Source organism: Roseateles sp., from assembly GCF_031397715.1.
Classification (GTDB): Bacteria; Pseudomonadota; Gammaproteobacteria; order Burkholderiales; family Burkholderiaceae_C; genus Paucibacter_A.
In genome coordinates this window covers 1-12,649 of record NZ_JANNMI010000382.1, presented here as the reverse complement: position 1 = coordinate 12,649, position 12,649 = coordinate 1, and the positions used below count along the sequence as shown (strand labels likewise).

Sequence of the window (12,649 nt, the reverse complement as noted above, 5' to 3'; positions counted from 1 at the left end):
CTCCTCAGGAATTACGGCTCCCGGCAAAAGTATGTCAATGAGGTCATGGGGTACAACAGCCGGCTAGACCCGATTCAGGCTGCCGTGCTCCGAGTGAAGCTCAAATGCCTGACGGAATGGAACGCACGGCGCGCCGAAATCGCACAACTTTACCTTCGCGGTCTGCTGGGGATAGATCTAGTGCTTCCGCACACACCATCCTGGGTTGGCACCGCGTGGCACAACTTTGTGGTGCGGACACCCCATCGCAATGCCCTGCTGGAGCACCTCAATGCCAACGGCGTGGGTACCCTAATCCACTATCCCATTCCACCGCACCTCCAGCAGGCCTATGCATCGATGCAAATCTGCGAAGGCAGCTACCCCCTCGCCGAGCTTTTCGCCACCGAGTTGCTGAGTCTGCCCATAGGGCCGCACGTCAGCCGAGCTGATGCAAACACCGTGATTCGCCATGTCCGCAGCTTCTTCAACTCGTAACCTGTTTAAACGCAAAGTCGCCTACGCCCTCATGTACTTGGTGCAGCAGGTTCGCATCGTCATGTTCAGGTGCCTTTCGACCGCCAGGGCGGACGGCCTACCCACGCTGCATCAGCCGCTCCAGATGATCGGCGATGGCTCAATCCGCTTTGGGAAAGATATTCATATCGGAGTTTTTCCGTCGCCTTTCTACATGAGCGGATACGCCTACATCGAGGCTCGCGGCCGCAATGCTGTGGTCGAATTGGGCGACGGAACGAAAATCAACAACGGGTTTGTGGTGATCGCGGAGCACACGTCCATCATCTTGGGTCGGAACGTCTTGATCGGCACCAACGTCGAGATTTACGACTCCGATTTCCACGGCCTGCATCGGGAAGCACGATTGCGATCGGATCCCGCATGCGCGCGGCCGGTAGTAATTGGAGACGAGGTCTTCCTAGGCTCCAATGTCAAGGTCCTGAAGGGGGTGCGTATTGGCGCAGGCTCGGTTGTTGCCAATGGTTCAGTTGTTGTGAATGACCTTCCCGAAAACGTAATCGCCGGAGGTATTCCGGCCAAGGTCCTTCGCGGTATCCAATGAGTGACTCTCATCGACAGATCTTCAGGTCGACCGCTATCACGGGCGGGGCCTCCGCCATCACGCTTTTGGCTGGCATGGGAAAGATCAAGGTACTTGCGCTTCTCGGGGGCCCGGTTGCAATAGGCTTGATGGGCTTGATTCAAAACGTTTTGAGTACCACCGCCACGGTGGCGGGTTGTGGCCTCGCCAACAGCGGTGTCCGAGCCATCGCGGCGCACTCCGACGAGCCCTTGCTTGTGGCGACGATCTGGAAGACGTTGGTATGGGCAAGTCTGGCGTTGGGATTAGTCGCGGGACTGGGATTGCTGCTGGCCGGACAGCCCATCGGATCCCTCTTGCTCGGGCAGGCATTGACCTTGGACGAGTGCCTCATCCTCTCCCTCGGCGTGATCGCGACGTTGATGTTCACGACGCAGACGGCACTCCTGCAAGGGCTGCGGCGCATTGGAGATCTTGCGGCCATCAACATCGCCGCCTCCTTGGTCGGCGCCGTGGCGAGCCTCGTTCCGGTATATCTGAAGTTGCCGCACGCTGTGCTTTGGTTCGTCGCCATCGCGCCCGTCTCCAGTGCACTGTTCGCTTACGTCGTTTTGCGTTGGAAGAAGCTTCTCCCGCAGAAGGCCGCCCCAGGGGCGACAACGGCCTCAAACCTAGGGGAGCTGTTCAAACTGGGTCTTCCCATCATGGCCGCTAGTGTTGTAACCCTCGGTACGCAATTGCTGGCGCGGTCCCTCATAGCCAATCGTCTGGGATTGGAAGCCAGCGGGCACTTTCAGGCGGCATGGTCGATCTCCACGACTTATATCGGATTTATTCTCACGGCCATGGCCGCGGACTATTTCCCAAGGCTGGCCGCCATGAGCGAGCGGCCAAACGAAGCGGCAGCGCTGGTCAATCAGCAAATTGAGATGGCACTTACGATGGCCGCCCCATTCGTTATGGCGCTCATTGCCTTTAGTCCTGAAGCTGTGGCGATCCTCTATTCAAGCGAATTCAGCGACGCGTTCGATTTGCTTCGCTTGCAGGCGCTTGGAGACATCCTCAAAATCCTTTGCTGGCCCATTGGCTACATCCTGCTTGCCACAGGCCGCGGCAAGCTGTTCATCGCAGCCGAGGCTATCTGGAGCGTCAGCTATCTTGGCCTGATGTACCTGTTCATCGACAGCATGAACTTGAGCATTGCCGGCGCAGGCTTCGTGGGTGCCTACTTTGTTCTGCTGGCGTATCTGGCGCTATGCGGAAAGCTGCTGATAGACTTCCACATCAACATGCGGAATTTGGTGTTCATGGTCGTGCTTTTGGTCATCGGCACCGCCATGATTCTGACCGTACCTTTCGCGCATGCCGTTTACCTGCACGCCATCTTGGTGTTCATGGTTGGCGCGTATTCCCTCTTGCGGCTTGACCGACTGATCAACATACGCGACCTGATCCGAAGCCGCTTGGGGCGGAACTAATCTCGGCGCACCGCCCACAAACAGAAATTTCATGACCCTAAGTGTTCTCATACTCTCCTTCAATCACGCCCCGTACATCGGTGAGGCGGTGGCCAGCGTGGTCCGGCAACTCGAGTACGTCGACCATATCGAACTTCTTATCCTGGACGACGGCTCCACGGATGGCACCCGAGAGATCCTCGAGGGTCTACAAATGCCTCCCAATATTTCTCTGCGTCTATTCCTCAACGAGCACAAGGGCGTCGAGGCGATCGCCGGTAACTTCAATTTCCTGATCACGAAATCCGCCGGGAAGTACGTCAGCTTTCTGGCTTCTGACGACTACTTCCCGCCAGAGGCCTTCAAGCAGCAGATCGCCCACATGGAGCTGCATTCCGCCACCCAGCTTGTGTACGCCAACGGCGTCAACATGAGTGACGGCCAAGCGTTGGGTCGATTGCACGTCGGCTTCGTCCGGCAGGCGCTTGCCACTGGCGACGCTGGCCAGGTCGAAGCTGCACTCACTTCCTCTGTGCCCCAGCTGTATATCCAGGCGCTACTCGTACGGCGCAGCTTCTTCGAGGGTTTCGCGCCATTCGATGAGACGTTGATCGCTGACGACTGGGCCTTCAACATTCGCGTATTTCGCCGATTGCGGACGGAGGGGTCGGCATTTCACTTCTGGGACGGCATTGCTTTCCACCGTCGACTGTTGCTGTCCAGCACGTCCAACAACTTGCGAGTCCACTACCACCGCATCTTGCAGGTCGCTCGGAAGTATGTTCCCGCCAACAGCGATTCGTTCTTCGCGTACTTCTACCTTCGCTACGCGAAAACCTTTATTCGCCAACGCATGCCCCGCCGAGCAGTGTCTATGATCTGGCGTTTATTCCTCCTGAAGATCGGCTCCCGGCACCACAGCCAGGGGCTTGAGCAATTGCTCTGATCCTGCCCTGCTATGAGCCAAATTCCAACCCAACTGCTGGTCGTCGACAACGCGCATATCTACCGAACTCCGGACGGCAAGTATTACGCGCCCTCGCTTTACGACAACACGTTCTTCAACCGGTACCTGGCGGTGTTCGACAAGGTTCGCTTTGTCGCCAAGACGAAGCCGGTTGAGACCATCGATCCACGACGATTCATCCATATCGACGCGCCAGGTCTTGAGATTCACGAACTCCCCTGGACGCAAGGGCTGTTCGCGCTTTTGCGCAAGCTGCCTTCCGTGTTGGCTCGATACCGCAGCGCATCCGCGCAGACGGATTGCGCCATCTATCGGGTCAGCCAACTCGAGAGTTACATCGCCTTCCTGTTTCGTGATCGCCAGCAGCCTTTCTATCTCGAGGTGGTCAATGATCCCGAGACTTTCGTGCACATGCCCCTGATGTTCCGACGAGCGAATCAGTTCATGTTGCGCACCATGCTGAAGCACGCGAACGGCGCGGCATTCGTCACCGAGCGCGTTCTCCAGGAGAAGTACCTGCCGGAATCTCAACAGCGGGATCCCGCCTTCGAAAGATCACACTACTCTTCGATCGAGCTAAAGTCAGATTGGATGTCACCGCCGCGCGAATTCCTCGCGCCTTTGGCTGCCGTTCGCCTCGCTCACGTTAGCAACTCGATCGACAACGATATAAAGGGACACCAGACTGCGATCAAGGTTGTACGCCGGCTCAAGGATCAGGGGCTAACGGCCTCATTGACCTGCATTGGGGAGGGTACCTTTGTGGACGACCTGAAAGCCCTGTGCAAGAAACTGGGTGTGGACGGTCAAGTGGACTTCGTGGGTCGCATCCATGATCGAGCAGAATTGCTGCGTCAGCTTCACCAAGCCGACGTGTTCCTGTATCCCACCCGATTGGAAGGTCTGCCGCGCGCAGTGATAGAGGCGATGGCGGTCGGTTTGCCGACACTCTCGACGCCCATCGCGGGGATCCCGGAGTTGCTCAACGCCGATTACATGTTCGAACCCGATGACGTAGAAGGGTTCTCCTCGGCAATCCTGCGTCTGCGACACCAGCCCGACGAACTTTCCGCCATGAGCCGTGACAATGTTCAGACGGCGGGCAAGTTCTCGAAGCAAATCCTTGATGAGCGTCGCTCCCGATTTTATCGGAGCCTGCGATTCCGCACTGATGCATCCGTGTGTCAATAGAGCCATTTATAGAGCCTTAGATGCGAATTCTGTACCTCACGGGGCGGGAGAATCCGTTCTACAACGAACTCCGGAACGATGTGGAGGGCGTCTACGCGACGGAGTTCTTTGCGAGTGATTCTTTACTGTCCAAATTGGCACGTCGCGTAGTATTGAACACTCCTGGAGCGTCGGTGGCATCGTTCTTCAACAAGTGGATCCACTCGATTGATCAATTCGACGTGATAGTGATCTACGGCACTATCTACAGCAATAGGATCGCTGATGCGTTGATTTCTCGCGGGTACAGGGACCGATTGATCCACTGGTTCTGGAACCCAGTTTCACCGGCAGATCGCATCGAACTGCTGAAAGCGCAGGGGGTGCCCATCTATACCTTCGATCCGACCGACGCAACACGCTTCAACCTACGTCTGGAAACAACCTACTATTTTTCGTCGTTGTCCTTGGATTTTGAGGGGGCCACTCCTGCCTTCGATATCTACTTCGTCGGAGGGGACAAGGGCCGCTTGACTCAATTGTTGAGGTCCAAGCAGGAGTTCACCGACCTTGGGCTGACCAGCACCTTCCACATAACCGATACCGGGCATAGGCAGGTGGGAGAGGATTACCAATTTTCCAAGTTCATCCCTTACACCGAAGTGATCGGCAATATCCAGAAAGCCCGCTGCCTTCTCGACTATGTCCAGGAGGGCCAAACAGGCCTTACGCAACGCCCCATGGAGGCACTGTTTCATCGCAAAAAGCTGATCACCAATGATCGAGCTATTGCGAGCCAAGACTTCTATCGTCAGGAGAATATCTTCATCCTCGGCCAAGACGACCCTACTGGCTTAACAGCCTTTGTCCGGACTGAGTTTCAGACCGTCAGCCCGGATATTGTCGCGCGCTATGACTTTGCGAACTGGCTACGCCGTCTCGTCGACTCTGCTCAGTCGTCAGCGGTATCGTCCGCACCGGCGCGATGATCATCTTCCTGCTACTCTTTTTCGCTGCGACATTCTCGATCACGTCGCCGAAAAGTAGACCGGCCTTCTTCCTACTTATAGCCATCGTCTACCTAGCGATAGCTGGCAATCTGGACAACCCTGACCGGTTCTTCTATGTGGAGAATTTCGAAGGCATCAAAACCGGAGACCAGGATGCCAGCTTTGAGCCGGGATATCAAAGCTTGGCTCGCATTGCCGCGCTGCTTGGCCTCGATTACGGTGCTTTTCACTTCGTTCTCACTGGAGCTGCGCTGCTACTGATATGTACAGCCATCATGGAATTGACGGACAGGCCCGCTTTGGGTCTGCTCGCATACCTTTTCTTCCCGTTCTTCTGGGACGTCACTCAGGTTAGAAACTTTTACGCCATGGCTATCGTCATCTATGGCATGAAGTATCTGCTGGTAGAACAGCGAGCCTCCAACCTCAAGTACATCTTGCTCATCATCGTCGCGTCGATGTTTCACATCACCTCACTTTTCTATCTGCTCTTGCTAGGCGCACGAACCAAAAACAAGTTGCTGCTATGGGGCGCGTTGGGAGCAGCCGCGCTGGTTTACACCTTAGTTTTCAGCACTCTAGTCGCCTCCCCGCTGCTCGCCTTTGTGGCTGAAAAGATCGACGTCTACACCACCACGGAAACGAGTATGGTGACTAAGGCAGCGGTGCTTGCATTCTATGGATCAAGCCTGCTGTTACTGTGGTGGTCAGCACGTAGAATGAGCGTCGCCGAAGCTGGCGGCTTCATTCTTAGTCCTTCAGGAGCGCCGGATGCTTCGGCCGAAAAAGCGCTGCGACGATTGAGGACACCGTACTTGCGTATATCGCCCGCTTTGCTGCTGAACGCCAATCTGATCGCCGGACTATCTATCTTGTTGACTCTCGATAATTTGGACTTTATTCGACTCTACAGAAATATTTTCATTATTGGCTGCATATTCGTTATCAACAGCATCAATTTACCCCCGAGACGTGGCCGAAAGCTGTTATCGATTTCCTTTGTTGCCTACTTATTTGCGGTATTCGTCGGCTTTGTCTACGTCACGGCAACTTCGAACATCATTGAAAGTACGCTGTTTGGAAATATCCTCAGTGGCAGAGCCATTATTTAAGAACGGAATTTAACGTCACCATCATGAAAAAATATCAGATCTGTTGCAACTGCATAATGGATACATCAGACCAACATATCCGGTTCGACGAGAATAGCTATTGCGAATACTGCAACAACTTCGATCAGATGATCAATCCGACATGGCGGACCGGACTGGGACACGAGGCCGAACTTCAAGCTATGAGCGACGTCATTAAAACCGAAGGCCAGGGAAAAGACTTCGATTGCATTATTGGTCTTAGCGGTGGCTTGGATAGTTCCTACGCAGCCTACGTGGCAAAAGAGAAAATGGGGCTTCGACCCTTGCTCTTCCACGTTGATGCGGGTTGGAACACCGACCAAGCCGTCGGAAACATCGAGAAGCTGGTCGACGGGCTCGGATTGGACCTCTACACCGAGGTGATCAATTGGGAAGAAATGAAAGACCTGCAGGTCGCCTTTCTGCGCTCTGGAATCCCTGACCAAGACCTGCCGCAAGACGCTTCGTTTTTCTCTTCACTCTACAAATTCGCACGCCAGCACAAGATCAAGCACGTGATCACAGGCTCGAACTTCTCGACCGAGTGCTGCCGCGAGCCAGAGGCATGGGGCGGCTATTTAGGCATTGATACGCTGCTCTTCAATGACATTCATAAGCAATTTGGCAAGCGCCCATTGGAGACCTTCCCGCTCAAGGACATTCTGGTCTACAAGCTGTATTACCAGAAGATTCTCGGCATGAAGGTGCACCACCCGCTGAATTTGGTCCCCTTTGGCAAGAAGGATGCCGAGGACGAACTTGACCGGCGTTTCGGCTGGCAGCGCTTCCAACACAAACATCACGAGTCGCGTTTCACACGCTTCTACGAAGACTATTGGTTACCGCGAAAGTTCGGTTTCCACAAACGCCGCGCCCATTTCTCCAGCCTCATCATGACGGGCCAAATGACGCGAGAAGCAGCATTGGCGCGCATCGCTCAGCCGGAGATGGATGGCCATTTCCTGAAGCAGGAATTCGAATACGTCGCGCACAAGTTGGACCTGACTGTCGATGAATTGCAGGCCATATTCGATGGTCCGAACAAGACCTACCGGGACTACAAGAATAAGCGCTGGATGATCGGCTTCGGTGCCAATGCGATGCGCTGGCTGGGCCTGGAGAAAAGGTACTTCCGATGATTCGCGTCGTCGATTACGGCGTTGGCAATATCCAGGCCTTTATGACGATGTTCAAGCGCTTGGGCCTGGAGGCCACACGTGCACGTTCTGCGTCGGAGTTGGAGGGGGCGACTCGCTTGATCTTGCCTGGCGTCGGTGCGTTCGATCACGCCATGACCCTGCTCAATCAGTCTGGGATGCGTGAGCACTTGGAAGAGTTGGTGCTGCAAGAAAGCATTCCGGTGCTCGGCATTTGCGTCGGCATGCAGATGCTGGCAGGCGGCAGTGACGAAGGTGAGTTGCCCGGGCTGAACTGGGTGCCCGGGCAAGTCAAAGCCTTCGCCACGCATCCACAGTCCAAGGATTTGCCCATGCCCCATATGGGCTGGAACGATCTGATGGTCAAACCCGGCCACAAGCTGTTTAGCGGCTTCGAGCCCGAGCCACGCTTCTACTTTCTGCACTCCTACTATTTCGATGCAGAAGATAAAAACGATGTCTCGGCCACGGCGGAGTACGGCCATCAGTTTGACTGCGTTGTTTCAAGAGGCCATATCCACGGCGTCCAGTGCCACCCTGAGAAAAGCCACCATTTCGGTGCGCAGCTCTTGAAAAATTTTGCGGAGCTCTAAGCCATGCTGCGCCCTCGCATTATTCCCTGCCTGTTGATCCACAAAGGTGGGCTGGTCAAGACCCAACAATTCAAGGCACCCAAGTATGTGGGCGATCCCATCAACGCAGTCAAGATCTTCAACGAGAAGGAAGCTGACGAGTTGATGGTGCTGGACATCGACGCTTCGGTCAACAAAGCGGAGCCCAACTATGCGCAGATTGCCAAGTTGGCGGCAGAGTGCCGCATGCCGCTGTGCTATGGCGGCGGCGTCACGACTGCAGATCAAGCTGCGCGCATCATTGACCTTGGCGTTGAGAAAGTCTCAGTCAGCTCCGCCGCGGTGGCCAACCCAGATTTGCTGACAAAGATTGCCTCAGCGATTGGTCGCCAGAGTGTGGTTGCGGTTCTCGACGTACGAAGAAAGAGCGGCCTTTTCAGCAAAGGCTACGAGCTTTGTACGCATAACGCCAAGACGGCGCATAGGCTAGACCCTATTGCATTCGCACGGCAAATGCAGGAGGCAGGTGCTGGTGAGATCGTCATCAATTGCGTCGATCGCGACGGCGAAATGAAGGGCTACGACATTGAACTAGCCCGTCAAATGCGCGCGGAGCTGAAGGTACCGTTGACCATCCTCGGCGGCGCTGGCTCGCTTGACGACGTCAGCGCGCTACTTAGCGCATGCGGCGTCATCGGTGCGGCGGCAGGCAGCCTATTCGTGTTCAAGGGACAGTATCGAGCGGTCCTAATTAACTACCCCACGCCGCAGCAAAAGGACGAGTTGTGTCGCGCTGCGCTGCGAGCTTACGAAAAGAATTGATCAAAACCATGTTTAAAGACAAGACCCTGTTGATCACCGGTGGCACCGGCAGCTTCGGCAATGCCGTGTTGCGCCGTTTCCTCGATTCCGACCTGCACGAGATCCGCATCTTCAGCCGCGATGAGAAGAAGCAAGACGATATGCGCAAGCGCTATAACAGCGCCAAGCTGAAGTTCTATATCGGTGATGTGCGCGACATCCGCAGCGTAGCCGCCGCCATGCGCGGCGTTGACTACTGCTTCCATGCTGCCGCGCTGAAGCAGGTGCCATCTTGTGAGTTCCATCCGATGGAGGCTGTGCGCACCAACGTGTTGGGCACCGAGAACGTGCTGGAGGCAGCCGTGACGGCTGGCGTGAAGCGCGTGGTCTGCCTGAGCACAGACAAGGCGGTGTACCCCATCAATGCCATGGGTATTTCCAAGGCCATGATGGAGAAAGTCATGGTCGCGGCCTCGCGCAATCTTGAGGGCACGGGCACCGTGATTTGTGGGACGCGCTACGGCAATGTGATGGCCTCGCGGGGTTCGGTCATCCCTTTGTTCGTCGAGCAGATACTGGCCGGCAAACCGATCACCATCACCGACCCAGCCATGACTCGCTTCATGATGACGCTGGATGATGCGGTTGAGCTGGTGCTGTACGCATTCAAACATGGCCACAACGGCGATATCTTTGTGCAGAAGGCGCCTGCCGCAACGGTTGAGGTGCTCACGCACGCCATTCTGGGCCTGATGAAGCGGCCGGATCACGAAGTTCGCGTCATCGGCACCCGCCACGGCGAAAAGCTCTACGAAGCGCTGCTGAGCCGCGAAGAACGCGCCGCTGCTGAGGATCTGGGCGGCTACTTCCGTGTTCCACCGGATGGCCGCGACCTCAACTACGGCAAGTTTGTCGAGCAGGGCGAGACCAGCATCAGCGCCAGCGAAGACTACAACTCCCACAACACCGAACGCCTGGATGGCCCGGCCATGCAGGCCTTGTTGCTGAAGCTGGACTTCATGCGGCGCATCGCCAACGGCGAAGTCGTTCACGCGGAGGACTGATATGCGCATCGCGATCACCGGAGCACGCGGCTTCATCGGCAGCAATCTGCAGGTTCGGCTGCAGGAGCTGGGGTTCACAGATCGGGTATTGGTTCCGCACGATATTCAGCCCGAAGGTTTGCGCGCCCTGTTAGACGGCGTTGATTTCGTCTTCCACCTCGCCGGGGTGAATCGCCCCAAGGAGACCTCGGAGTTCGAGCAAGGCAATCATTCCTTCACCCGCATGCTTTGCGAGGTGATGGCGGGCCTCGAGCGTAAGCCCCGCGTGGCTTACACCTCGTCGACACAGGCGCTGCACGACAACCCCTACGGCCTGAGCAAGCGCCAAGCCGAGGATGCTTTGCTTGCCTACGGGCAAAGCCACGGCGTTGCCGTCCACCTGTTCCGCTTGACCAATGTCTTTGGCAAGTGGTCGCGCCCGAACTACAACTCTGCAGTGGCGACCTTTTGCCACAACATCGCGCGCGGGCAGCCGATTTCCATCAATGATCCCAACGCAGCCTTGCGTTTGGTCTACATCGACGATGTGTTGACGCAATTCTGCGCACTGCTCGCAGATGCCGACACCCCATCAGGCCATTGCCATGCCGGCCCCGAATATGAAACCACGGTCGGCGAACTGGGTGCACAGATCCAAGCCTTCCGCGACAGCCGCGACACCATGATCAGCGAACGCGTGGGCACCGGCTTGACACGGGCGCTTTACTCGACCTATGTCAGCTTCTTGCCGGTTGAGTCCTTCGACTACCAGGTGGCTCGCCACGAGGATCCGCGCGGTGTGTTCGTTGAAATGCTGAAGACGCCCGATTGCGGGCAGTTCTCCTATTTCACCGCGCACCCGGGCATTACTCGCGGCGAGCATTACCACCACAGCAAGACCGAAAAGTTCCTGGTTATCAAAGGCAAGGCGCATTTCGGCTTTCGGCATATCGTCAACAACGAAACACACGAGATCGTCACGCAGGGCGGCGAGGGCCGTATCGTCGAGACGGTGCCGGGTTGGACGCACAACATCACCAATATCGGCGACGACGAAATGATCGTCATGTTGTGGGCCAACGAGATTTTCGACCGCCAGCAGCCCGACACCGTCGCCCAAAAGGTCAGCCAAGCATGAAGAAGCTCAAAGTCGTCACCGTCGTCGGCACCCGCCCCGAGATCATCCGGCTGTCACGCGTGCTCGCTCGCCTGGATGAGCATTGCGACCATGTGCTGGTGCATACCGGCCAGAACTATGACTACGAGCTCAATCAGGTCTTTTTCGACGACCTGGGGGTGCGCAAACCCGACTACTTCCTCAATAGCGCCGGCGGCAATGCGGCCCAAACCATTGGCAACTTGATCATTGCGGTAGACAAGGCCCTGGAAGAAACCCAGCCCGAAGCCATGCTGGTGCTCGGCGACACCAACAGCTGCCTGGCCGTGATCCCGGCCAAACGCCGCAAGATCCCCATCTTCCACATGGAAGCCGGTAACCGTTGCTTTGACCAACGCGTGCCGGAGGAAACCAACCGCCGCATCGTCGATCACACCGCCGACATCAATTTGACCTATAGCGATATTGCCCGCGAGTATCTGTTGCGGGAAGGCCTACCACCGGACCAGATCATCAAAACCGGCAGTCCGATGTTCGAGGTGTTGCATCACTATCGCCCGCAGATCGATGCATCCGATGCGCTGCAGCGGCTGGGACTACAGGCCAGCGGCTACTTTGTGATTAGCGCCCACCGCGAGGAGAACATCGAATCGGACCGCAGTTTCGGCAAGCTCTGCGCCGTGCTGAATGCCTTGGCCGAAGACCACGACCTGCCGGTGATTGTGTCGACTCATCCAAGGACCCAGAAGCGCATCACAGCGCAGGGCGTTAGCTTCCATCCACAGGTTCGTCTGCTCAAGCCACTCGGCTTTCATGACTATGTCAATCTGCAGATGCACGCGCGCGCTGTGCTCTCGGACAGCGGCACGATCAACGAGGAATCATCGATTCTCAACTTTCCGGCGCTAAACCTGCGCGAGGCCCATGAAAGGCCGGAAGGTATGGAGGAAGCGGCTGTGATGATGGTCGGGTTGGAGTTGGACCGTGTCCGCCAAGGCTTGGCCATTCTGCAAACGCAGGCGCGCGGTGAACTGCGCAACTTGCGCCTGGTCGCGGACTACAGCATGCCCAATGTCTCAGACAAGGTTCTGCGCATCATCCACAGCTACACCGACTACGTGCAGCGCGTCGTTTGGCGCCGGGCCGACTGACCGGACCACTGTGCGCCTGCTGATTCTTACCC

At 56.5% G+C, this 12,649-nt stretch carries 13 protein-coding genes; all 13 read left to right on the top strand.

Going from position 1 to position 12,649, the window contains the following annotated elements; all coding sequences use genetic code 11:
- The coding region (locus RMO57_RS16545) for a DegT/DnrJ/EryC1/StrS family aminotransferase (protein ID WP_310388460.1) at positions 1-477 on the top strand (477 nt) is incomplete at its 5' end.
- A complete protein-coding gene (locus RMO57_RS16540; protein ID WP_310388458.1) occupies positions 452-1,060 on the top strand; it encodes an acyltransferase in 609 nt (202 codons plus the stop codon). The genes RMO57_RS16545 and RMO57_RS16540, both read left to right, overlap by 26 nt.
- Positions 1,057-2,517: an oligosaccharide flippase family protein gene (locus RMO57_RS16535; protein WP_310388456.1), complete on the top strand. Its 1,461-nt coding sequence runs from the start codon at positions 1,057-1,059 to the stop codon at positions 2,515-2,517. The genes RMO57_RS16540 and RMO57_RS16535 overlap by 4 nt, the downstream gene beginning before the upstream one ends.
- 31 nt (positions 2,518-2,548) lie before the next feature.
- On the top strand, positions 2,549-3,442 hold the full coding sequence (locus RMO57_RS16530; RefSeq protein ID WP_310388454.1) for a glycosyltransferase family 2 protein: 894 nt from the start codon (positions 2,549-2,551) through the stop codon (positions 3,440-3,442).
- 12 nt (positions 3,443-3,454) lie between these two features.
- Entirely contained in the window at positions 3,455-4,654 is a 1,200-nt protein-coding gene (locus RMO57_RS16525; protein WP_310388452.1) for a glycosyltransferase family 4 protein, read from the top strand.
- Between the two features lie 20 nt (positions 4,655-4,674).
- The gene (locus tag RMO57_RS16520) at positions 4,675-5,622 is read left to right on the top strand and encodes a hypothetical protein (RefSeq protein ID WP_310388450.1); all 948 of its coding nucleotides are present in this window, start codon (positions 4,675-4,677) and stop codon (positions 5,620-5,622) included.
- Positions 5,619-6,755, top strand: coding sequence for an EpsG family protein (locus RMO57_RS16515; RefSeq protein ID WP_310388448.1), 1,137 nt, complete (start codon positions 5,619-5,621; stop codon positions 6,753-6,755). The genes RMO57_RS16520 and RMO57_RS16515 overlap by 4 nt, the downstream gene beginning before the upstream one ends.
- 23 nt (positions 6,756-6,778) lie before the next feature.
- Complete coding sequence (locus tag RMO57_RS16510; RefSeq protein ID WP_310388446.1) at positions 6,779-7,915, top strand: N-acetyl sugar amidotransferase; 1,137 nt, start codon at positions 6,779-6,781, stop codon at positions 7,913-7,915.
- Positions 7,912-8,526 (top strand): imidazole glycerol phosphate synthase subunit HisH, encoded by a 615-nt coding sequence (gene hisH, locus RMO57_RS16505; RefSeq protein WP_310388444.1) that lies wholly within the window; start codon positions 7,912-7,914, stop codon positions 8,524-8,526. The genes RMO57_RS16510 and hisH overlap by 4 nt, the downstream gene beginning before the upstream one ends.
- A gap of 3 nt (positions 8,527-8,529) precedes the next feature.
- Positions 8,530-9,327, top strand: a complete 798-nt coding sequence (locus tag RMO57_RS16500) for an AglZ/HisF2 family acetamidino modification protein (protein ID WP_310388442.1) — start codon at positions 8,530-8,532, stop codon at positions 9,325-9,327.
- An 8-nt stretch (positions 9,328-9,335) separates the two neighbouring features.
- Positions 9,336-10,370 carry a polysaccharide biosynthesis protein gene (locus RMO57_RS16495; RefSeq protein WP_310388440.1) on the top strand — a complete coding sequence of 345 codons (1,035 nt, stop codon included), beginning with the start codon at positions 9,336-9,338 and terminating at the stop codon, positions 10,368-10,370.
- A gap of 1 nt (position 10,371) precedes the next feature.
- Positions 10,372-11,487, top strand: coding sequence for a UDP-2-acetamido-2,6-beta-L-arabino-hexul-4-ose reductase (gene wbjC / locus RMO57_RS16490; RefSeq protein ID WP_310388439.1), 1,116 nt, complete (start codon positions 10,372-10,374; stop codon positions 11,485-11,487).
- Positions 11,484-12,617 carry a non-hydrolyzing UDP-N-acetylglucosamine 2-epimerase gene (wecB, locus tag RMO57_RS16485; RefSeq protein WP_310388437.1) on the top strand — a complete coding sequence of 378 codons (1,134 nt, stop codon included), beginning with the start codon at positions 11,484-11,486 and terminating at the stop codon, positions 12,615-12,617. The genes wbjC and wecB overlap by 4 nt, the downstream gene beginning before the upstream one ends.
- Positions 12,618-12,649: the final 32 nt, after the last annotated feature.